Annotated in this window: 23 protein-coding genes and 1 pseudogene; 17 read left to right on the forward strand and 7 right to left on the reverse strand. The window is 70.2% G+C overall.

Features of this window, described 5'->3' with window-relative positions; all coding sequences use genetic code 11:
• Positions 1 to 116 precede the first annotated feature (116 nt).
• From ACFYZ4_RS14910 to ACFYZ4_RS14935, 6 genes are all read left to right on the forward strand, one after another.
• Positions 117 to 1,343, forward strand: a complete 1,227-nt coding sequence (locus tag ACFYZ4_RS14910) for a hypothetical protein (protein WP_390784054.1) — start codon at positions 117 to 119, stop codon at positions 1,341 to 1,343.
• Between the two features lie 119 nt (positions 1,344 to 1,462).
• A complete protein-coding gene (locus ACFYZ4_RS14915) occupies positions 1,463 to 2,101 on the forward strand; it encodes a TlpA disulfide reductase family protein (protein ID WP_351292220.1) in 639 nt (212 codons plus the stop codon).
• Positions 2,102 to 2,105: 4 nt separating this feature from the next.
• Positions 2,106 to 2,879, forward strand: a complete 774-nt coding sequence (locus ACFYZ4_RS14920; RefSeq protein ID WP_351292221.1) for a cytochrome c biogenesis protein CcdA — start codon at positions 2,106 to 2,108, stop codon at positions 2,877 to 2,879.
• A gap of 13 nt (positions 2,880 to 2,892) precedes the next feature.
• The gene (locus ACFYZ4_RS14925; RefSeq protein WP_351292223.1) at positions 2,893 to 4,656 is read left to right on the forward strand and encodes a cytochrome c biogenesis protein ResB; all 1,764 of its coding nucleotides are present in this window, start codon (positions 2,893 to 2,895) and stop codon (positions 4,654 to 4,656) included.
• Positions 4,653 to 5,744 carry a c-type cytochrome biogenesis protein CcsB gene (ccsB, locus tag ACFYZ4_RS14930; protein ID WP_351292225.1) on the forward strand — a complete coding sequence of 364 codons (1,092 nt, stop codon included), beginning with the start codon at positions 4,653 to 4,655 and terminating at the stop codon, positions 5,742 to 5,744. The genes ACFYZ4_RS14925 and ccsB overlap by 4 nt, the downstream gene beginning before the upstream one ends.
• A 25-nt stretch (positions 5,745 to 5,769) precedes the next feature.
• Positions 5,770 to 6,273, forward strand: a complete 504-nt coding sequence (locus tag ACFYZ4_RS14935; protein WP_351292227.1) for an SRPBCC domain-containing protein — start codon at positions 5,770 to 5,772, stop codon at positions 6,271 to 6,273.
• Between the two features lie 51 nt (positions 6,274 to 6,324).
• On the opposite strand, the gene ACFYZ4_RS14940 is transcribed toward ACFYZ4_RS14935, so the two are convergent.
• Positions 6,325 to 6,789 carry a MarR family transcriptional regulator gene (locus ACFYZ4_RS14940; protein ID WP_351292229.1) on the reverse strand — a complete coding sequence of 155 codons (465 nt, stop codon included), beginning with the start codon at positions 6,787 to 6,789 and terminating at the stop codon, positions 6,325 to 6,327.
• A 95-nt stretch (positions 6,790 to 6,884) separates the two neighbouring features.
• On the opposite strand from ACFYZ4_RS14940, the gene ACFYZ4_RS14945 reads away from it, so the two are divergent.
• Positions 6,885 to 7,256 carry a cupin domain-containing protein gene (locus ACFYZ4_RS14945; protein ID WP_351292231.1) on the forward strand — a complete coding sequence of 124 codons (372 nt, stop codon included), beginning with the start codon at positions 6,885 to 6,887 and terminating at the stop codon, positions 7,254 to 7,256.
• Between the two features lie 10 nt (positions 7,257 to 7,266).
• Here ACFYZ4_RS14945 and ACFYZ4_RS14950 read toward each other — a convergent pair whose 3' ends face one another.
• Positions 7,267 to 8,721, reverse strand: coding sequence for an MFS transporter (locus ACFYZ4_RS14950; RefSeq protein WP_390784055.1), 1,455 nt, complete (start codon positions 8,719 to 8,721; stop codon positions 7,267 to 7,269).
• Between the two features lie 64 nt (positions 8,722 to 8,785).
• On the opposite strand from ACFYZ4_RS14950, the gene ACFYZ4_RS14955 reads away from it, so the two are divergent.
• Positions 8,786 to 9,700, forward strand: coding sequence for a LysR family transcriptional regulator (locus ACFYZ4_RS14955; RefSeq protein WP_351292235.1), 915 nt, complete (start codon positions 8,786 to 8,788; stop codon positions 9,698 to 9,700).
• A gap of 15 nt (positions 9,701 to 9,715) precedes the next feature.
• Here ACFYZ4_RS14955 and ACFYZ4_RS14960 read toward each other — a convergent pair whose 3' ends face one another.
• Positions 9,716 to 10,054, reverse strand: coding sequence for a PLD nuclease N-terminal domain-containing protein (locus ACFYZ4_RS14960; protein WP_390784056.1), 339 nt, complete (start codon positions 10,052 to 10,054; stop codon positions 9,716 to 9,718).
• 89 nt (positions 10,055 to 10,143) lie between these two features.
• Between ACFYZ4_RS14960 and ACFYZ4_RS14965 the strand changes: the two genes are divergently transcribed.
• Genes ACFYZ4_RS14965 through mqnP form a run of 3 tightly spaced genes read left to right on the forward strand, consistent with a single transcriptional unit; the run spans position 10,144 to position 13,000 of the window.
• Positions 10,144 to 11,601: a menaquinone biosynthesis decarboxylase gene (locus ACFYZ4_RS14965; RefSeq protein WP_053789440.1), complete on the forward strand. Its 1,458-nt coding sequence runs from the start codon at positions 10,144 to 10,146 to the stop codon at positions 11,599 to 11,601.
• A complete protein-coding gene (locus tag ACFYZ4_RS14970) occupies positions 11,598 to 12,080 on the forward strand; it encodes a hypothetical protein (RefSeq protein WP_351292239.1) in 483 nt (160 codons plus the stop codon). Before ACFYZ4_RS14965 ends, ACFYZ4_RS14970 begins: the two co-directional genes overlap by 4 nt.
• Positions 12,077 to 13,000, forward strand: coding sequence for a menaquinone biosynthesis prenyltransferase MqnP (mqnP, locus tag ACFYZ4_RS14975; protein WP_351292241.1), 924 nt, complete (start codon positions 12,077 to 12,079; stop codon positions 12,998 to 13,000). Before ACFYZ4_RS14970 ends, mqnP begins: the two co-directional genes overlap by 4 nt.
• A 28-nt stretch (positions 13,001 to 13,028) precedes the next feature.
• On the opposite strand, the gene ACFYZ4_RS14980 is transcribed toward mqnP, so the two are convergent.
• On the reverse strand, positions 13,029 to 13,649 hold the full coding sequence (locus ACFYZ4_RS14980) for a rhomboid family intramembrane serine protease (protein ID WP_390784057.1): 621 nt from the start codon (positions 13,647 to 13,649) through the stop codon (positions 13,029 to 13,031).
• 90 nt (positions 13,650 to 13,739) lie between these two features.
• On the opposite strand from ACFYZ4_RS14980, the gene ACFYZ4_RS14985 reads away from it, so the two are divergent.
• Positions 13,740 to 14,429, forward strand: coding sequence for a UbiX family flavin prenyltransferase (locus ACFYZ4_RS14985; RefSeq protein WP_351292245.1), 690 nt, complete (start codon positions 13,740 to 13,742; stop codon positions 14,427 to 14,429).
• Here the strand turns inward: ACFYZ4_RS14985 and ACFYZ4_RS14990 are convergent.
• On the reverse strand, positions 14,426 to 14,560 hold the full coding sequence (locus ACFYZ4_RS14990) for a hypothetical protein (protein ID WP_267884487.1): 135 nt from the start codon (positions 14,558 to 14,560) through the stop codon (positions 14,426 to 14,428). The genes ACFYZ4_RS14985 and ACFYZ4_RS14990 overlap by 4 nt on opposite strands.
• A gap of 122 nt (positions 14,561 to 14,682) precedes the next feature.
• Between ACFYZ4_RS14990 and ACFYZ4_RS14995 the strand changes: the two genes are divergently transcribed.
• The 5 genes and pseudogenes from ACFYZ4_RS14995 to ACFYZ4_RS15015 form a co-directional block, all read left to right on the forward strand.
• Positions 14,683 to 15,138 (forward strand): Lrp/AsnC family transcriptional regulator, encoded by a 456-nt coding sequence (locus ACFYZ4_RS14995; RefSeq protein ID WP_351292247.1) that lies wholly within the window; start codon positions 14,683 to 14,685, stop codon positions 15,136 to 15,138.
• 60 nt (positions 15,139 to 15,198) lie between these two features.
• Positions 15,199 to 16,362 carry an aminofutalosine synthase MqnE gene (gene mqnE, locus ACFYZ4_RS15000; protein ID WP_351292249.1) on the forward strand — a complete coding sequence of 388 codons (1,164 nt, stop codon included), beginning with the start codon at positions 15,199 to 15,201 and terminating at the stop codon, positions 16,360 to 16,362.
• A gap of 109 nt (positions 16,363 to 16,471) precedes the next feature.
• The gene (locus ACFYZ4_RS15005) at positions 16,472 to 16,996 is read left to right on the forward strand and encodes a GNAT family N-acetyltransferase (protein WP_351292252.1); all 525 of its coding nucleotides are present in this window, start codon (positions 16,472 to 16,474) and stop codon (positions 16,994 to 16,996) included.
• A 167-nt stretch (positions 16,997 to 17,163) separates the two neighbouring features.
• Entirely contained in the window at positions 17,164 to 17,436 is a 273-nt protein-coding gene (locus tag ACFYZ4_RS15010; protein WP_384341593.1) for a DUF4229 domain-containing protein, read from the forward strand.
• Between the two features lie 371 nt (positions 17,437 to 17,807).
• Positions 17,808 to 18,731 (forward strand): annotated as a pseudogene (locus tag ACFYZ4_RS15015) (dicarboxylate/amino acid:cation symporter); the annotation flags it as partial.
• Between the two features lie 775 nt (positions 18,732 to 19,506).
• Here the strand turns inward: ACFYZ4_RS15015 and ACFYZ4_RS15020 are convergent.
• Together ACFYZ4_RS15020 and ACFYZ4_RS15025 are read right to left on the reverse strand one after the other, a co-directional pair.
• Positions 19,507 to 19,716, reverse strand: a complete 210-nt coding sequence (locus ACFYZ4_RS15020) for a hypothetical protein (protein ID WP_390784058.1) — start codon at positions 19,714 to 19,716, stop codon at positions 19,507 to 19,509.
• 185 nt (positions 19,717 to 19,901) lie between these two features.
• Positions 19,902 to 20,210, reverse strand: coding sequence for a hypothetical protein (locus ACFYZ4_RS15025; RefSeq protein WP_390784059.1), 309 nt, complete (start codon positions 20,208 to 20,210; stop codon positions 19,902 to 19,904).
• Between the last annotated feature and the right edge of the window lie 46 nt (positions 20,211 to 20,256).

Consider the following 20,256-nt stretch of genomic DNA (forward strand, 5'->3'; position numbering starts at 1 on the left):
ACCTAAATAAATACAAGTTGCGCCGGGAATCACCCTTCCAGTGCCGCAAGTCGCTCCGAATTGTCCGTTTATATGGATTTCGACGTGGGCTTGCGAGGGACGACGGGGAGGGTGACGTGCGCGACTTCAGTCGAAGGGGAGTGCTCGGACTCGGACTTGGGGCTGCCGCCGCGGTGGGGATCGCGGGCTGCGGCGCGCCCGGCGGGGCCGGGCCCGGCACCCCCGGTCCGGTCAAGAACCCCAAGCCCGGCGGGAAGCCGGCGGTCAGGCTCATCGGGGACGGCTCCACCGCCGACACCGGCCCCCAGCCGAACCAGCCGGAGCGGCCCGTCCCCCTGCAGTCGGGCGAGACCCCGCCGCAGTTCGTCGTCTTCAGCTGGGACGGCGCGGCGGAGATCGGCAACGGCCTCTTCCCGCGCTTCCTCAAGCTCGCCAGGGACCACGGCGCGGCCATGACCTTCTTCCTCTCCGGCATCTACCTGCTGCCCGAGTCGAAGCGGAGCCTCTACCGGCCGCCGAACAACCCCGTCGGGGCCTCGGACCTCGGCTACCTCAAGGACGAGAACGTCCGCTCCACCCTCAGGCACCTCCGCGAGGCCTGGCTCGACGGGCACGAGATCGGGACGCACTTCAACGGCCACTTCTGCGACGGGACCGGCTCCGTGGGCCGCTGGACCCCGGAGGACTGGCGCAGCGAGATCGACCAGGCCGTGTCGTTCGTCACCAACTGGCGCACCCACACCGGCTTCGCCGACCTCGACCCCCTGCCCTTCGACTACCGCAAGGAGCTGGCCGGCGCCCGCACCCCCTGCCTCCTCGGCCGGGACAACCTGCTGCCGACCGCCCAGGGGCTGGGCTGGCGCTACGACTCCAGCTCGCCCGGCGGCCTCCAGGTCTGGCCGGTGCGCCGGTCCGGCCTCTGGGACCTGCCGCTGCAGTCGCTGCCCTTCCCCGGGCACTCCTTCGAGGTGCTGTCGATGGACTACAACATCCTCGCCAACCAGTCGAAGAACACCACGAGGGGCGTGCCCGCCAACTACCCGGCCTGGCGCAGCCAGGCCACGGCCACCTACCTCGGCGGCTTCCGGCGGGCCTACGAGACCAACCGCGCGCCGCTCTTCATCGGCAACCACTTCGAGGAATGGAACGGCGGCATCTACATGGACGCCGTCGAGGAAGCCCTCAAGGGTATGGCGGACAAAAGGGACGTACGGCTCGTATCCTTCCGCCAGTTCGCCGACTGGCTGGACGTCCAGGACCCCAACGTGCTGGCCAGGCTCCGCGGTCTCGGCCCGGGCCGGGCACCGGCCGGCGGCTGGAACACGTACCTGACCGCGACCTGACGCGGACCGGCGCGCGCCCGGCCGTGGCCGGTCTCCGCCCGTCCATTGCCTGACCAGGGCATTGACAGCCCCGCGGGGGGCGCGGTAGATCCGCGAATTGCTCATGCGAAACTTTTCACATGAGCCTTAGCCGCGCCCGTGCCCGACGAAGTAGCTGCCGCTCGACCGGCGGCCGTGCCACCCTGCTGACCGCGGTGGCCGTCGCCGGCGTCATGACCCTGACGTCCTGCACCGGCTCGGACGGCGGCAAGACGACCTCCACCGGTGGCAACTACGTCACGGGCGCGACCGGAATCACCACGGCCGCCAAGGGGGAGCGCGACGAGGCCCCCAAGCTCGACGGCGAGACCGTCGACGGCAAGACCCTCGACGTCACCACCCTCAAGGGCAAGGTCGTCGTCCTCAACATCTGGGGCTCCTGGTGCCCGCCGTGCCGCGCCGAGGCCCCCGACTTCGCGAAGGTCTCCAAAGAGCTGGCCGACGCCGGCAAGGACATCGCCTTCGTGGGCATCAACACCCGCGACAGCAGCCCGCAGAACGCGGTCTCCTTCGAGGAGACCTTCGGGATCACCTACCCGAGCCTCTACGACCCCGCCGGGAAGCTGATGCTCCGCTTCCCCAAGGGCACGCTCAACCCGAACGCGATCCCCTCCACGATCATCCTCGACCGGGAGGGCAGGATCGCCGCCCGCACCCTGGCCCCGCTGGGCGAGGAGCGACTGCGCTCGATGATCGACCCGATCCTCGCGGAGCAGTGACCTCGTGGTCGAGTACGTGCTGGCCGCCGAGGCGACCGGGGTGAACACCACCGTCCTGAACGGGGCGCTGCTGCTGGCGCTGCCCATCTCGGTCCTCGCCGGGCTGGTCTCCTTCTTCTCGCCCTGCGTCCTCCCGCTGGTCCCCGGCTACCTCTCCTACGTGACCGGCGTCAGCGGCGCCGACCTCGCCGAGGCGCGGCGCGGGCGGATGCTGGCGGGCGCGGCCCTGTTCATCGCGGGCTTCACCGTCGTCTTCGTCTCCACCGGCGCGCTCTTCGGCTACTTCGGGGAGACCCTCCGGGAGAACAACGAGATCATCTCCCGGGTCCTGGGCGGCCTGGTGATCGTGCTCGGCCTGTTCTTCATGGGCGCGATCCCGGGTCTGACGATGCGGGAGTTCCGCTTCCACAGGAAGCCGACGGCGGGCCTGATCGGCGCCCCGCTGCTCGGCGTGCTCTTCGGCGTCGGCTGGACCCCCTGCATGGGCCCGACCCTCGCGGCCGTCACCACGCTCTCCCTCGACCAGGCGAGCGCCGGCCGGGGCGCGCTGCTGACCGTCGCCTACTGCCTCGGGCTCGGCCTGCCGTTCATCCTCACCGCGATCGCGTTCCGCAAGGCGCTCGGTGCGTTCGGCTGGGTGAAGAAGCACTATGCGTGGGTGATGCGCATCGGCGGAGGCATGCTGATCCTGACCGGTCTGCTGCTCGTCACAGGAATGTGGGCCAGCATCGTCAGCGACATGCAGAGCTGGACCCAAAGCTTCACGGTGGGGATCTGAGGACTACACGGACATGAGTACGACTGACAAGGCACCCACCGGGGCGTCGCCCGAGTCCGCCGCGGCGGACGCCACCGACGCCACCGACGCGATCGACTCCGCCGCCGCGGACCCCGCCGAGGCCGTGGCCGGAGCCCAGCTCTCCACCGCCCCGCTGGAGGACAGCCCGAGCGGGCCGGCCGTCGGCATCGGCGTGATCGGCTGGGCCCGCTGGTTCTGGCGGCAGCTCACCTCCATGCGGGTGGCGCTGATCCTGCTCTTCCTGCTCTCCCTGGGCGCCATCCCCGGCTCCCTCATCCCGCAGAGCAACGTCGACGAGATGAAGGTCGTCGCCTGGAAGCGGACCCACGCCTCCTGGGTGACCGTCGCCGAGAAGCTCCAGCTCTTCGACGTCTACAGCTCGGTGTGGTTCTCCGCGATCTACCTGCTGCTGTTCATCTCGCTGGTCGGCTGCATCCTGCCGCGCTCCTGGCAGTTCGTCGGCCAGCTCCGCGGCCGTCCGCCGGGCGCCCCCAAGCGGCTCGACCGGCTCCCCGCCCACACCACCTGGCGCACCGGCAAGACCCCGGACGAGGTCCTCTCGTACGCCACGGCGGTGCTCCGCGGGCGCCGCTTCCGCACCGAGGCCGGCAAGGGACACGTCGCGGCGGAGAAGGGCTACCTCCGCGAGGCCGGCAACCTGATCTTCCACGTCGCGCTGATCGTGATGCTGGTGGCCTTCGCCTGGGGCCAGTACTTCAAGTCCGAGGGCGGCAAGCTGGTCCTGCGCGGCACCGGCTTCTCGAACACCCTCACCCAGTACGACGACTTCAAGGCCGGCAACCTCTTCCACCCCGACGACCTGCCGCCGTTCAGCTTCACGCTGGACCGGTTCGACGCCACGTACGAGCTGAGCGGCCCGCAGAAGGGCACCCCGCGCGACTTCAAGGCGTACGTCACCTTCAGCGAGGGCGCCGACGGCACGCCGCAGAAGCGCGAGATCCAGGTCAACAAGCCGCTCCAGGTCGACGGCTCCAAGGTCTACCTGCTGGGCCACGGCTACGCGCCGATCCTCTCGGTGACCGACCCCACCGGCAAGGTGATCTACAAGGACGCCGTGCCGATGCTCCCGCAGGACTCCAACCTCACCTCCACCGGAGCCGTCAAGGTCACCGACGGCTACAAGGACAAGGACGGCAAGGCGGAGCAGCTCGGCTTCAACGCCGTGTTCGTGCCGACCTACGCCGGCGAGGGCATGGGCACGATGTTCTCGCAGTTCCCGGCCCTGCTCCAGCCGCGCCTCATGCTCAACGCCTGGCACGGCAGCCTCGGCGTGGACTCGGGCCTGCCGCAGAACGTGTACGTGCTCAAGACGGACAAGATGCAGTCCTTCAAGGACGAGTCCGGCGAGCCCTTCAAGCAGAAGCTCAAGGTCGGCGACACGATGACCCTGCCGAACGGCGCGGGCACCGTGAAGTTCGAGGGCATCGAGCGGTGGGCCACCTTCTCCGTCACCCACCAGCCCGGCAGCGGCCTCGCCCTCGCGGGCGCGATCGCCGCCATCGCGGGCCTGGCCGGGTCCCTGTTCATCCAGCGCCGCCGGATCTGGGTCCGCGCGGTGGCCGGCCCGGACGGCGTGACCGTCGTCGAGATGGCGGGCCTGGGCCGCAGCGAGTCCACCAGGCTCCCGCAGGAGCTGGCGGCCCTCGCCGCCGCGCTGCACCAGCAGGCGCCGACCGCGCCCGCCGCACTTGCCGAACCACGTGTCGAAGAAACCCCTGAAGGAGAGCGCGGATGACGCCGCTCGCAGCCGCAGCCAATGAGAACCTGGCTCAGATCAGCAACTACCTGATCTATTCGTCGATGGCGGTCTACACGCTCGCCTTCTTCGCGCACATCGCCGAGTGGACCTTCGGCAGCCGCAGCAAGGTGGCCCGTACGGCCGCCGCGCTGACCGGGTCGGAGCAGGAGCGGGCCGCCGGCGCCCCCGCCGTGCAGGTCCGCGGCAAGGGAGGCAGCACGGCCGTCCTCGACCAGCCGAAGGTCGTCACCCGCTCGGCCGCCGGCACCCGCGACGTGCCGGACGGCCCCGGCGCCGGTGGCGGCACCGTCCAGGGCGACCTCTACGGGCGGATCGCGATCTCGCTGACCGCGCTCGCCTTCCTCATCGAGGCGGGCGGCGTCCTCGCCCGCGCGATGTCGGTGCAGCGGGCCCCGTGGGGCAACATGTACGAGTTCTCGATCACCTTCTCCACGGTGGCGGTCGGCACGTACCTGGCGCTGCTCGCGCTGAAGAAGAACGTCCGCTGGCTCGGTCTGATCCTGGTCACCAGCGTGCTGCTGGACCTCGGCATCGCCGTCAAGGTCCTCTACACCGACAGCGACCAGCTGGTTCCGGCCCTGCACTCGTACTGGCTGTGGATCCACGTCTCCACCGCGATCTTCTGCGGCGCCGTCTTCTACATCGGCGCGGCCGGCGCGGTCCTCTACCTCTTCCGCGACGCCTACGAGGGCCGGATCGCGAACGGCCGGACCGCGGGGAAGTTCTACGCGTCCGTCATGGAGCGGCTGCCCTCCGCGGCCTCGCTCGACAAGTTCTCGTACCGGATCAACGCGGCCGTCTTCCCGCTGTGGACCTTCACGATCATCGCGGGCGCGATCTGGGCGGGCGACGCCTGGGGCCGCTACTGGAACTGGGACCCCAAGGAGGTCTGGTCCTTCGTGACCTGGGTGGCGTACGCCTGCTACCTGCACGCCCGGGCCACCGCCGGCTGGAAGGGCCGCAAGGCCGCGTACCTCGCGCTCTTCGCCTTCGCCTGCTGGATCTGGAACTACTACGGCGTGAACATGTTCCTCAACGGCCTGCACTCCTACTCGGGCGTCTGACCGCCGGGAGTGGGACGCTGGTGGCATGTCTCTCGTGAGCCATGCCACCAGCGAGCGCCGCGGCGAGGACCGCTGGCTGCTCCGCTTCGAGCTGCACCTGCCGCACTCCTACGCGGCGCTCTGGCCCGCCCTGACCACGCCGGAGGGGCTGCGCGGCTGGCTGGCCGCGGCGGACGTCCTGGAGCGCAGGCTCGGCGGCGCGGTCACGCTGCGCTGGCTGAACACCGGGACCACGGTGACCGGGCGGGTCACCGCCTGGGACGTGGAGCGGGTCGTGGAGTACACGGTCACCGAGCACGGGCGGATCCGCTTCCACCTGGAGGCGGTCGGCACCGATTCGACGGTGATCCGGTTCGTGAACGAGCGGGGCGGGCCGGAGGAGGAGCGCCTCGACTGCCTGGCCGGCTGGCACGAGCACTTCGAGCTGCTGGAATCCGCCCTGTCCGGGCGTCCGGCGAACTGGGCGGCCTGGACCGACGACCGCTGGTCGCAGCTGCGCGAGGCCTACGCCTCCTTCACCAGGGCCTGAGGGCAGCCAGGGCCTGAGCAGGCCGGGCCTGAGCCGCCGGGGCCGCCGCCCTCACCACACCGGGCGCAGGGGCGGCAGCCCGCCGTCCCCGTGGAGCGCGCGCACGAGGTGCCCGAGCTCCCGGCGCAGGACCGTGAGGTCGGCGCTGCCGGCCAGCTCGGCCTCCAGCTCGTGCAGGATCCGGCCCGCGACGGCGAGGTGGGCATGGGCCGCCGCCGTCAGCACGACCAGTTTGCGGCGGCCGCCCCCGGGGTGCGGCTCGCGCCGGACGTAGCCGCGTTTCTCCAGGTCGTCGACGATCTGCCCGGCGGCCTGCTTGGTCACCCCGAGCCGTTCGGCGAGCTCGGTGGCGGTGGCGCCGGGACCCTTCAGGGCCTGGAAGGCCATGCCGTGCAGGGGGCGCAGGTCCGCGTATCCGGCCTCGGCCACGCGCCGGGTGAACTCTCCCAGCAGCAGCTGGAAGCCCAGGCCGAGCAGGAAGGTCAGCTCGACGCCCTCGTTCTCATCTCTCGTCACGCAAATATGGTGACACGACTGAGTCAAGCTGCTTTACTCACCCCTGTCGAGTAAAGCAGCTTGACTCAGTCGCGCCCGAGAAGACGAGGACCGCCTTGCACGTCATCACCGTTTCGCCCGAGCACGTCACCGCCACCCCGAACGCCACCATGACCGGCCGCGCCGCCCCCAGCCGCGGCAGCTCCGAGCTCAGCACCTGGCACGTCGACATGGCCGCCGGCAGCACCGGACCCGAGCACTCCGTCAACCGCGAGCAGGTCTGGCTGCTCACCGCCGGCTCCCTGGAGGTCACCTGCGAGGGCCGCACCGAGAAGGTCGCCGCCGGCCGGACCCTGGTCCTGCCGCCCGGCGTACCGCGCCGCATCCACGCCCCCGAGCGCTTCGAGGCGTACGTGGCCATGCGCGCCGACGGCGTGGTCACCGTCCCGGGCACCGAGGGCACCCGCGTCCTGCCCTGGGCGCAGTGACCCGGACGGCTCAGGAGCGCGCGGCTGCCGCTCCGGGGGCCTGGGCGGCCGGGTCAGCGGCCGCCGCTTCGGACCCGGCGCCCGCCCCGGACACCACCCGGCCGGCGCCCGGCCGGCGCAGCCCCGGCGCGCTGACCGCCGCCGCCACGAGCACCGCCGCGAACGGGATCAGCAGCGCGGCCCGGTACCCCTCCAGCGGGACGGCGAAGGAGGCCGACACCGCCGTCACCGCCGACAGCCCGAGCGCCGCCCCGAACTGGAAGGCCGTGTAGAGCAGCCCGCCCGCGAGCCCCTGCTCGGCCTCCGCCACGCCCTCGGTGGCCACGATGGTCAGCGGCCCGTAGACGAGCGCGAAGGCGAGCCCCAGCAGGACCAGGCTCGGCAGCATCGCCAGGTACGACCAGTCGGCGCCCAGCGGCAGGAACAGCCCGTACGACAGCGCCGCCAGCAGCAGCCCGCCGAAGATCAGCCGGCCGTTGCCGAACCGGGCCACCAGCTTCGGCACCACCGTCGGCGAGAGCACCGCGTCGATCCCGATCACGATCATCGCGAAGCTCGTCTGGAGCGTCGACCAGCCCCGCAGTTCCTGGAGGTAGAGCACCACCAGGAACTGGAAGCCGAAGAACGCGCCCGCGAACAGCAGCCCGGCGGCATTGGCCCGCCGCAGCGGCCCGGAGCGCAGGATCCCGAGCCGCACCAGCGGCTCCGCGGCCCGCCGCTCCACGGCGGCGAACACCCCCAGCAGCACCAGCCCCGCCGCCACCGTGGCGGCCGTCGCCCAGGTCCCGGCGTGCGCCGCCCGCTCGACGCCGAGCACCAGCAGCACCACGGCGGAGGTGATCAGCAGCCCGCCCGCCAGGTCCAGGCGCTGCCCCGGTGCCCGTCGGGGCCGGGGCGACTTCGGTACGAGGACCAGCGCCGCCGGCAGGATCAGCGCGGCCAGCGCCACCGGCGCGAAGAACACCGAGCGCCAGTCGGCCGAGGCCAGCAGCCCGCCCGCGACCAGGCCGACGGAGAACCCGCCGGCCGCCGTGCCCGAGTAGACGAGCAGCGCCTTGTCCCGCTGCGGCCCCTCGTCGAAGCCGGTGGTGATGACCGACAGGCCCGCCGGGGTCATGAAGGCCGCCGCGACCCCCGTCACGAAACGGGCGGCGATCAGCTGCCAGCCCTCGGTGGCGAGCCCGCCGAGGCCGGAGAAGAGGAGGAAGACGGTGAGCCAGCCGACGAACATCTGCCGCCGCCCGAACAGGTCGGCCGCCCGGCCGCCCAGCAGCATGAAGCCGCCGTAGCCGAGGACGTAGGCGCTCATCACCCACTGCAGTTCGCCGGTGGCGAGCCCGAGGTCGGCGCGGATGGACGGCAGGGCGACGTTCAGCATCGCGACGTCGATGCCTTCCAGGAAGATCGCGCCGCACAGGACAAGCAGCACGCCGAGACGGCGTCCGCGGATTCTCTCTTCGGTCATGACCACCACCCTCGTCCGCGGCCCGAGGGGGAACAACGCCGAAGAAAGCAACGTTCGTTCAGTCATGCTGACCGATCGCGACGAGCTGGACTGCTTCCTGATCCTCGCCGAGGAACTGCACTTCGGCCGGACCGCCGAGCGGATGCTGCTCTCCCGGGCCCGCGTCAGCCAGCTCGTCCAGCGCCTGGAGCGCCGCGTCGGCGCCCCGCTCTTCCTGCGCACCAGCCGCAGGGTCGCCCTCACCGCCCTCGGCCGGCAGCTGCGGGACGACCTCGAACCCCACCACCGGGGCATCGCCGCCGCCCTGGAACGGGCCGCGGCCACCGCCCGCGCCGCCGACGGCGTCCTGCACGTCGGCTTCACCACCCCGCCCACCGGGGAGCTCGTCCTCAGGGCGGCCGAGGCCCTGCGCACCACCCACCCCGGGCTGGCGGTCGAGGTGTGCGAGGTGCCGCTCTCCGACCCGTACGGGCAGCTGCGCAGCGGCGACTTCGACGTGCAGGTGGCCGAGTTCCCGGTCCGGGAGGCCGATTTGGGGGAGGGGCCCGCGCTGCTCACCGAGGCCCGGGTGCTGGCCGTGGCCGCCGGGCACCCGCTGGCCGGGCGGGACTCCGTATCGCTGGAGGAGCTGGCCGGGGTGGAACTGCTGACCATCGCCGGGGACCTGCCGCCGTACCGCCGGGAGGCCCAGAGCCCGGCGCGCACCCCGGCCGGGCGGCCCATCCGGCGCGGACCGGAGGTGACCAACATGCAGGAGGCGCTGATGCTGGTCGCGGCGGGCCGGGGCGCCCTGCTGACGGCGGCCCACACGGCCACCTACCACGCCCGCCCGGGCGTCTCCTACGTCCCCTTCGCGGACGCCGAGCCGGTCGGCTACGGCCTCGTCTGGCGGGCGGCCGACAACTCGGGCGCCGTCCGGGCCTTCGCCCGCGCCGCCCTCGCGGCGGCGGGCACACATCCCGGGCCGCCGGCCGGTTAGGCCGGAAGACAGGCCCTAGTCCTGGTCCTGGTCCCGGCCCTTGTCCTTCTTCTCGTTCTTGTCCTTGTCCTTGTTCTCCTGCTCGTCGCGCAGGGACTTCAGGAACTCCGGATTGTCGTCCGGCGCGACCCACTGGGTCCGCCCGCGGGCCCCGCGGCCGCCGCTTCCGACGGCCGAGCGCTTCTTGCCCGCGAACAGCCACACCACCGGCCCGACGATCGAGAAGAGCAGGATGATGATCACCCAGACCACCTTGGGGAGGTGCTTGACCTCTTCCTCGGGCGTGTTCAGGCAGTCGATGAAGGCATAGATGGTCAGCGCGAGGATCAGCAGGAACGGCAGATAGCGCAGCACGGTGTGGAACCGACTCCCCGGCAGTGACGGCAGGCCCGCTCGGGCCCCGGTGACACCTCCAGAGTAGTTGGTGACGGATACTTGCCCCTATGGCTTACGACGATCTCCGCTCGCTGCTCCGGGCTCTGGAGCGGGAGGGCGACCTCAAGCGCATCAAGGCCGAAGTCGACCCGTACCTGGAGGTCGGGGAGATCGTCGACAGAGTGAACAAGGCGGGCGGCCCCGCGCTCCTCTTCGAGAACGTCAAGGGCTCGGCCATGCCGCTGGCCATGAACGTCTTCGGGACCGACCGCCGCCTCCTGAAGGCCCTCGGCCTCAAGTCGTACGGCGAGATCAGCGAGAAGATCGGCGGCCTGCTCAAGCCGGAGCTGCCGCAGGGCTTCATCGGCGTCCGCGAGGCCTTCGGCAAGCTCGGCTCGATGGTGCACGTGCCGCCGAAGAAGGTGAAGGGCGACTCCGCGCCCGTCCAGGAGGTCGTCCTCACCGGCGACGACGTCGACCTGGACCAGCTGCCGGCCCTCTTCACCTGGCCCAAGGACGGCGGGTCCTTCTTCAACCTGGGCCTGACCCACACCAAGCACCCCGAGACGGGTGTGCGCAACCTCGGCCTCTACCGCCTCCAGCGCCACGACAAGCGCACCATCGGCATGCACTGGCAGATCCACAAGGACAGCCGCAACCACTACGCGGTGGCCGCCAAGCGCGGCGAGCGGCTGCCCGTCGCGATCGCGTTCGGCTGCCCGCCCGCGGTGACGTACGCGTCCACCGCGCCGCTGCCCGGTGACATCGACGAGTACCTCTTCGCCGGCTTCGTCGCCGGCAAGCGGATCGAGATGGTCGACTGCAAGACGGTCCCGCTCCAGGTCCCGGCCAACGCGGAGGTCGTGATCGAGGGCTGGCTGGAGCCCGGCGAGATGCTGCCGGAGGGTCCCTTCGGCGACCACACCGGCTTCTACACCCCGCAGGAGCCCTTCCCGGCGCTGAAGATCGACTGCGTGACGATGCGCAAGCGCCCGCTGCTCCAGTCGATCGTCGTCGGCCGGCCGCCGACGGAGGACGGGCCGCTGGGCCGCGCGACGGAGCGCTTCTTCCTGCCGCTCCTCAAGATCATCGTGCCGGACATCGTGGACTACCACCTGCCCGAGTCGGGCGGCTTCCACAACTGCGCGATCGTCTCGATCGACAAGAAGTACCCGAAGCACGCGCAGAAGGTCATGCACGCCATCTGGGGCGCGCACATGATGTCGCTGACCAAGCTGATCATCGTGGTGGACGCCGACTGCGACGTCCACGACCTGCACGAGGTGTCCTGGCGGGCGCTCGGCAACACGGACTACTCCCGCGACCTCACCGTCGTCGAGGGGCCGGTGGACCACCTGGACCACGCCTCGTACCAGCAGTTCTGGGGCGGCAAGGCGGGCATCGACGCGACGAAGAAGCTGCCCGAGGAGGGCTACACCCGAGACGGCGGCTGGCCCGACATGGTCGAGTCCGACCCCGCGACGGCGGCCCTCGTGGACCGCCGCTGGAAGGAGTACGGCCTGTGAGTTCCGACTTCGGTGGACCGGCACTGTTCATCGGCGAGGACACGACGTTCCTCCTCCTCGTGCGCCCCGAGCTCGACCCGGCGGACCCGGGTGTCCGCGCGGCCGCCGAGCAGGCGGGCATCTCGCCCGAGGAGTTCGCCGGTCCGGGCAACATGTGGACCCTGGTGCTGGACGACGACTTCGACTCCGACGGCGGCTTCGAGCTGCCCGGCGTGCGCGACTCCGAGGTCGACGACTTCGCGGAGCGGCTGCAGGCCGCGCTGGTTACCGGCGAGCCGTTCACCGTGGAGGCCGGTGCGGTGCTGCGGCTCGACGGCCGCCCGAACACCGACGCCCGCACGGGCGAGGGCTACGTGTTCACGGTCCACGCCACCCCGCCCGAGCCGGAGGGCGCGCCCACGGTCTCCCTGGAGACGGGCACGATCTCCCGGGCGAGCCTGCTGGCCGACCTCGAAGAATTCCGGAGAGCCCTCGCATGATGACGACCGCCGAGGGTGTCCTCGGACCGGGACCCGCGCCGGAGGCGGGCAACAAGGTCAAGGCGTTCCTGCGGCTCGTGATGATCGAGCACTCGGTCTTCGCGCTGCCCTTCGCCTACATCGCCGCGCTCACCGCCATGTTTCGGCTCGACCGGCACGTGCACTGGGACAAGCTGCTGCTCGTCACGGTCTGCATGGTGGGTCTGCGGACCTTCGCGATGGCCGCGAACCGGATCATCGATCGCGAGATCGACGCCCGCAACCCGCGCACGGCCGGCCGCGAGCTGGTCACCGGCGCGGTGTCGGTCCGCTCGGCCTGGACCGGCGCCGGGATCGCGCTCGCCGTCTTCCTCGGCTCGGCGGCGCTGCTGAACCCGCTCTGCCTGATGCTGGCGCCCGTCGCGGTGATCCCGATGGTGGTGTACCCGTACGGCAAGCGGTTCACGAACTTCCCGCACGCCATCCTGGGCCTGGCGCAGGCCATAGGGCCGATCGGGGCCTGGCTGGCCGTCACCGGCGAGTGGTCCTGGGACGCGGTGATCCTGGGCCTGGCGGTGGGCGTGTGGATCGGCGGCTTCGACCTGATCTTCGCCTCGCAGGACGTGGCATCGGACCGCGCGGACGGCGTCAAGTCCGTCCCGGCCCGCTTCGGCGTCCCGGCCGCCCTGTGGGGCGCCCGCGGCGCGCACGTCGTGACCACGGCCCTGCTGGCCTGGTACGCCCTCGCCACCGACGCGGGCCCGCTGTTCTGGGTGGGCCTGGCGATCGTCGTCGCCGCCTTCTTCTACGAGCACTCCATCGTGACCCCGCACGACCTGTCCCGCCTGAACCGCGCCTTCTTCACGGTCAACGGCTTCATCGGCATGGCCCTGTTCGTGTGCGCCTCGCTGGACCTCGTGGTCCGGGGTCTGACCTTCTGAGCGGTCATCAGCCCCCAGCCCGCCGGCGTCAGACCGTGAGGGCGGGGCGGCGGCGGCCCGGGCGGCGGTAGAACAGGGCCGTCAGGACTCCGCCGACCAGGCCGCAGAGGTGGCCCTGCCAGCTGACGCCCGCGTCCGTCGGGAGGATGCCCGTCACGATCGTGCCGCCCCAGACGGCCCCGATGCCCACGGCCACGGCGACGCCCAGCACCTTGCGCTCCACGAAGCCGCGGACCGCCAGGTAGCCGAAGAGCCCGAAGACGACGCCCGAGGCGCCCAGGGTCATGGTGTCCGGCGGGGAGATCAGCCAGGTGCCGATGCCGTCCGCCAGCATGATCAGCCCGCACACCACGAGGAAGTGCCGGATCCCGGACAGGGCCGCTATGAAACCGAGGACCAGCAGCGGAACGCTGTTGGAGGCGACGTGGTCGAAGCCGAGGTGGAGGAAGGAGCCGGTGACGACGCCCGTCAGGCTGTCCGGGTCGCGGGCCACGATCCCGTACGCGTCCAGCGCGTGCCCGGTGGCGTAGTCGACGGCCTCCAGGACCCACAGCAGGGCCACCCAGCCCAGCATGAGCTTCGCGGCCGTCTTCGCGCGGTCGCTCTGCCGAAACTCGCCCTGATGGACCGTCGTGCTCGTCGTGCTCATCCTGTCCGTCCCCCTCACAGCGTCCCGGTACGGGAACGTCCGGGCACCTTACCGAGTGCCCGCCCGGGGTGGCCGGATAGTCTCGGAGGTATGACTGAGCGCAAGCGCACCCCGTGGGTGGTCGGGGTTTCCGGGGCGTCCGGGACGCCGTACGCGGCGGCGGTGCTCCGCGGACTGCTGGCGGCGGGGGAGAGCGTCGACCTGGTGGTCAGCCGGGCCTCGCGGCTCACCCTGTTGGACGAGACCGGGATCGCCTTCCGCGACGCGCACTGGCGGGACGATCTGGGGGAGTGGCTGCAGCGGGGGGCCGACGGGAAGCCCGGGACCTTCGCGCGGCCCGAACTGGACGACGTGCGGTACTGGGGCGCCGGGGACCTGGCCGCGGGCCCGAGTTCGGGCTCGTACCCGGCCAAGGGGATGCTGATCGTCCCCGCGTCCACGGCCTGCGTGGCGGGGGTGGCGCTCGGACTGTCGAAGGACCTGCTCCAGCGCGTGGCGAGCGTGACGCTCAAGGAGCGGCGCCGGCTGGTGGTCGCGGTGCGGGAGACCCCGCTGAACGGACAGACCCTCAAGGCCCTGGTGGCGCTGGACGAGGCGGGCGCGGTCGTGCTGCCCGCCTCTCCGGCGTTCTACGCGGGTGCGACGCACATCCAGGATCTGGTGGACTTCGTCGCGGGGCGGGTGCTGGACGCGGCAGGGGTGCCGCACCGGCTGTACCGCCGTTGGGAGGGGGAGCTGGGAGGGTCCCGAACTCCCCGGGGGGCGAACGGTGGTGACTAGGCCTTCTTGCCGGACAGCGGCTTGCGGGCCTTGTCGACGCGGTAGGCGGCGGCGGGCTGGTGGGCACGGGATCGGTTGGCCAGCTCCTGGAGCTGTCGCATGTGTGCGTGAGCCATCTCGATCGTGAACACGGTGTACCACTCCTGAAGATCGTTATTGATCTGCTGAAAGATTTCACAGGGTGTTGACCCTGTGTGCCTTAGATTCTATACCTAGACTTGCAGGATCGCCGAATAATGGAAGGCTCCACGTAATGGACACGGTGGACAGGCAGCTCATCCAGGCACTCCGGGAGAACGGTCGTGCCTCGTACGCGGAGCTGGGCCGTCTCGTGGGCCTCTCCGGCCCCAGCGTCACCGACCGCATCAACCGTCTGGAGACGGCCGGCGTCATCACCGGCTACCGCGCGACCGTGGACTCGCGTTCGCTCGGCCTCGGCGTCACGGCGCTGATCGGACTCTCCATGTCCGACGCCGCCGACCACGAGGACGTGGCCCGGCGGCTGCGCGACCTCAACGAGATCGAGGACTGCTGGTTCATCGCGGGCGACGACTCCTTCATGCTCAAGGTGCGCGCCAGCGACGTGGACGGCCTGGAAAAGATCATCCGCAGGCTCTCCGGAACCAAGGGCGTCTCGCGCACCCGCACCACCATCGTGCTCTCCACGAAGTGGGAGAACCGGGTCGGGGAGCTGCCCGAGGAAGCCTGAGAGTACGGTGGGGCAGGGTTCGCAGGACAGGCAGAGGCATCTAGAGGAGGCGACCGGTACATGGACGCTGGGCTCAAGCGTGAGCTGGAGGAGAAGGTCCGCTCCGGCGAGCGGCTGACCCGTGAGGACGGCATCGCCCTCTACGAGTCGGACGACCTGGCCTGGCTCGGTGGCCTCGCCCACGAGGTGCGCACGCGCAAGAACGGTGACGTCGTCCACTTCAACGTCAACCGGCACCTCAACATGACGAACGTGTGCACCGCCTCGTGCGCGTACTGCTCGTTCCAGCGCAAGCCGGGCGAGAAGGACGCGTACACGATGCGCATCGAGGAGGCCGTGCGCCTGGCCAAGGCCATGGAGAACGACAACCTCACCGAGCTGCACATCGTCAACGGCCTGCACCCCAACCTGCCGTGGCGCTACTACCCGCGCTCGCTCTCGGAGCTGAAGAAGGCGCTGCCGAACGTCTCGCTGAAGGCGTTCACGGCGACCGAGATCCACCACTTCGAGACGATCTCCGGCATGTCGGCCTCCGACATCCTGGACGAGCTGATCGAGGCCGGTCTGGAGTCCCTCACCGGCGGCGGCGCGGAGATCTTCGACTGGGAGGTGCGGCAGCACATCGTCGACCACCGCACCCACTGGGAGGACTGGTCGCGCATCCACCGGCTGGCGCACTCGAAGGGCCTCAAGACCCCCTCGACGATGCTGTACGGGCACATCGAGGAGCCGCGCCACCGCGTGGACCACGTGCTGCGGCTGCGCGAGCTCCAGGACGAGACCGGCGGCTTCCAGGTCTTCATCCCGCTGCGCTACCAGCACGACTTCGTGGACATGCAGGACGGCAAGGTGCGCAACAAGCTCCAGGCGCGCACCACGATGGCGACCGGCGCCGAGGCGCTGAAGACCTTCGCCGTCTCGCGCCTGCTCTTCGACAACGTGCCGCACGTCAAGGTCTTCTGGGTGATGCACGGCGTGCAGACCGCCCAGCTCGCGCTCCAGCACGGCGCGGACGACATGGACGGCTCGGTCGTCGAGTACAAGATCACGCACGACGCGGACAACTACGGCACCCCGAACAAGCTGGGCCGTGACGACCTGCTGGAGCTGATCCGGGAAGCGGGCTTCCGCCCGGTCGAGCGCAACACGCGCTACGAGATCATCCGCGAGTACCCCGGCCCGGAGGCGGGGCTGCGCGAGACCCCCCAGGCCATGCGCGTCTGACGTCCTGTCGGCCCTGTCCGACCCCTCTCCTCGCGAGTTAACCCCGGCCCATGGGCCGGGGTTTAGCTTTGTCTGGACGGGCCGATGAGGTAATGGGTAAACTTGCAGAATGACCCTTACTTTCACTCTGGATCCGGTCGTCGACCCTTCCCTGCGTGATGGAATCCTCGGGCTGTGGGCCGACGTCTCGAACGCGGGCGGCGCCGTGGGCTTCGTACCGCCGGTCACCTTCGACGACATCCGCCCCGCACTCGACAAGCACCTCGTCGGCGTCGCCGACGGGAGCTGCCGCCTGCTCGTCGGGCGCGACGAGGACGGCTCGGTCGCCGCGACCGCCTTCCTCACCCGCAACGCCCACCGGCTGCAGCTCCACTGGCTGTGGGCGTACACGGTCATGGTTCATCCCCGCCACCAGGGCAAGGGCTACGGGCGCGAGCTGATGGCCGCGACGGAGGCCGCGGCCCGCTCCCTCGGCGGCGTCGACGCGATCCGCCTCACCTGCCGCGGCGGCCACGGCCTGGAGCACTTCTACGCGGGCTGCGGCTACAAGGAGGTCGGCCGCGTCCCCGGCGCCGTCCGGGTGGCCCCCGGCGACGACCGCGACGACATCACGATGCTGCTGCCGCTGTACTGACGGGCGGGGTGCCGCGGGGGGCGGGGTGCCGCCCGTCCCCACCCCGGAGGGCCGCGGCGCGGGCCCGGCGTGCTTCACTGGACGGGCACCAGCCGACGTACGACCACGACGAGAGAGAAGGGGTCACCGTGTCCCTCAAGCCGAGCGCAGCGATCCGCTACACCGCGATGCGCCTGGGCATCTTCATCGGATGCCTCGTCGTCGTCGCCGGCCTCGTCCGGCTCGGCTGGGTGCCCTCCGGCCTCGGCGACGCCAACGCCGCCTGGATCGTGCTGCTCGCCCTCGTCCTCTCCGCGCCGCTCTCCTTCGTCCTCCTGCGCAAGCAGCGCGACGCGATGTCCCAGCAGATCTCCGGGCGCGTAGCGGGTGCGAAGGAGAAGCTCGCCGCGAACCGCAGCCAGGAGGACGAGGTCGACGACGCGGCGCGCGTGCGCTCGTAACGCCACAGTTGGCTTCATCACACATCGAACCGCCCCAGCACCGGGTATACCGCCCGTAACGCTGGGGCGGTGGTGTTTTCCGGGTCGGCGCAAGAGGGCCTCGTGCGCCGTTGTCTCAAAGGGCCCCTTTGAGATTCCCAAAGGAGAAGTGTTAGCGTGTCGAACATGTTGACCACAGCCGCGCACCCGATGACCACGAGCGTCCCGCTCGTGATGCGCCTGCACGTCGACCTCTGCCGCCGCGCGTCCGCGGCCTGTTGCTGTTGAGCTGAATCGATACAGCAGCGGTCCCGGCCGGCTCCTTCCGGCTGCTGCCGCACCGCATCACCACCGCAGCATTCCCCCCTGTCTTTGTGCGCCACCTCCGGAGAGTGTCCGTGTCCGCGACCCCCCAGGCCCCTGCCAAGGCCTCGTTCAAGTTCCCCTTCTGGGCCCAGATCGTCGCCGGTCTCGCCCTCGGTGTCCTCTTCGGCTGGATAGCCCGCAGCCAGGACATCAGCTGGCTCGCCACCACCCTGGAGAAGACCGGCGACATCTTCGTCCAGCTGCTGAAGCTGGCCATCGCCCCGCTCGTCTTCTTCGCGATCCTGGTGTCGATCACCAACCTGCGGAAGGTGAACAACGCCGCGCGGCTCGCCACCCGCACGCTGCTCTGGTTCATGATCACCTCGCTGATCGCGGTCGGCATCGGCCTCGCGATCGGCCTGCTGACCGACCCGGGTTCGGGCACCGGCCTCACCGCGGCCGACGGCAAGGAGCCCAAGAAGACCGGCTCCTGGATCGACTTCCTGACGGGGATCGTGCCGACGGACATCGTCACGCCGTTCACCGACCTGAAGGTCCTTCAGATCGTCTTCCTGGCCGTCGTCGCCGGGATCGCCGCCCTCCAGCTGGGTAGCAAGGCGAAGCCCGTCCTGGACCTCGCCGAGTCCGCCCTGGAACTGCTCCAGAAGGCCCTGTGGTGGGTCATCCGCCTCGCCCCGATCGGCACCATCGGCCTCATCGGCACCGCGATCGCCACGTACGGCTGGGACCTGATCGGCAAGTACGCGACCTTCACCGCCGACGTCTACATCGGCTGCGCCCTCGTGATGTTCGGCGTCTACCCGCTGCTGCTCGCCACGGTCGCCAAGGTCAACCCGATCCAGTTCTTCAAGGGCGCCTGGCCCGCCATCCAGCTGGCCTTCGTCTCCCGCTCCTCGGTCGGCACCATGCCGGTCACCCAGAAGGTCACCGAACGCCTCGGCGTCCCGAAGGAGTACGCCTCCTTCGCCGTCCCGTTGGATAGTACCAGTTAACGCACTTGTACGCTGACCTGCGGAAACGCCCCTCAGACGCCCCCCGGACCCACTCCGGCAGGGGCTCTTGTTGTGTCTGGGGGCGGACAGCAGAAAGCCCCGCCGGTAGCTACTCCGGCGGGGCCTGTTCCACCACTTAAACCGGTCCGGACCGGTGGGCGTGCGTCCAAGTAGGCGCCGGGGCCAGGAGCTACCCGACCACGCGACCCCACAAGGGGAACGGACGTGATCCTAGCGGCCCCAGGGGCCGTTTGAGGGGCGAACGACAAAGCCCCGGCCGCCCGTGTGGGGGACGGGCAACCGGGGCTCTAGGATGGGCTCAGGGGCCCCCGGGTAATACGACTGTCCGGGGGCCCTCTTTTACTTCGTCACCGGCTCCACAAGGGCAACGTCCTCATAGCGCCGAGCAAACGTGGGATGACCCGTCCGGCCGGTGTGCGCCATGCAGGCGCGATCGACCATGGCCAAGTCTGCCGACGCTTCGCAGGCCCATCCACAGTCACCGTCAAGGCACTGAGCGGTGAGCGTGAGTTCCCCTTTCGGGTGGCTCACTATGCGGTGCTCTACGTAGCGCATTACTGCCTTGACGGTCATGTGAGCGGCCTTTCCTCGGCGCCATGGGGGTGGGCGGCAATCTCCTTGCTTCGGGCCCGTACAAGCCCCATGTGCCCGCACCTGCGGGCGACCTCGCGCCACACGTACTGATCCGCGCAGTACCGGCACCCGGATACGGGCACCGGCTCTAATGCGGGAGTGTGTTCGGCAGGAAGAGTCACGTGACCGTCACCCCCGCACGCAGCAACTGACCAACCTTGGTCTTGAGCTTGGGTTCCGCGTGCGGGTGGTTGTTGATCTCAAGCAAGAGATCACGGTCTCGGGTTTCGGCGTACTGCTTGGCCAGTGCGCCACACACGCCGCACCCGTGAGCCGGGGTTGCAATGATCGTCACGCCGTGGCGCGTGGAAGTGATCTTTTCTGTCATGCCGAACCCCCGGGCCAAGTCCGGTCAAAGATCGCTTGACCAGACCCACCACGGGGGCTCCGGTGCAGCGACATTCCCAACGCCTGAGCGTTGTCCGCTAGCGGTGCGTACATGTTCGGTTTTCCTCACTGGTGAAGGTGAGTTGATCACTCGTCAGCCGACGAGTGGGGTTAGCACGTTACGCGCTACGAAACGGGATTGTCAGCCGTTTCGTCACGCTGTCCACGCTGGTCGGGTAGGGAGTCGTCCGCGTTGACAGCCGTTTCGTCACCGGCCGCGCGGTTCCCCGGTACAGCGGCACCCGCGACCGTGTAGATAGTCCTACCCACCCGGACGCTGAAAGACCCGTCCTTGAGGGACTGCACTGCCTCAAGGGCCCGGTCCCGCTTCTTATCGCTCGCCATGTGATGCCACCCCGTCGCGCGCTCCTCAAGCTCTTCAATCAGCTCTTCGCGCGTGCCGGTCACTAGGTCGTAGCCCCTGGTTTCATCCATGGGCGCAGGATAGGACCCGCGTACGCCTGAGCCCCCGCCACCCTTG

Source organism: Streptomyces sp. NPDC001513, assembly GCF_042894695.1.
Classification (GTDB): domain Bacteria; phylum Actinomycetota; class Actinomycetes; order Streptomycetales; family Streptomycetaceae; genus Streptomyces.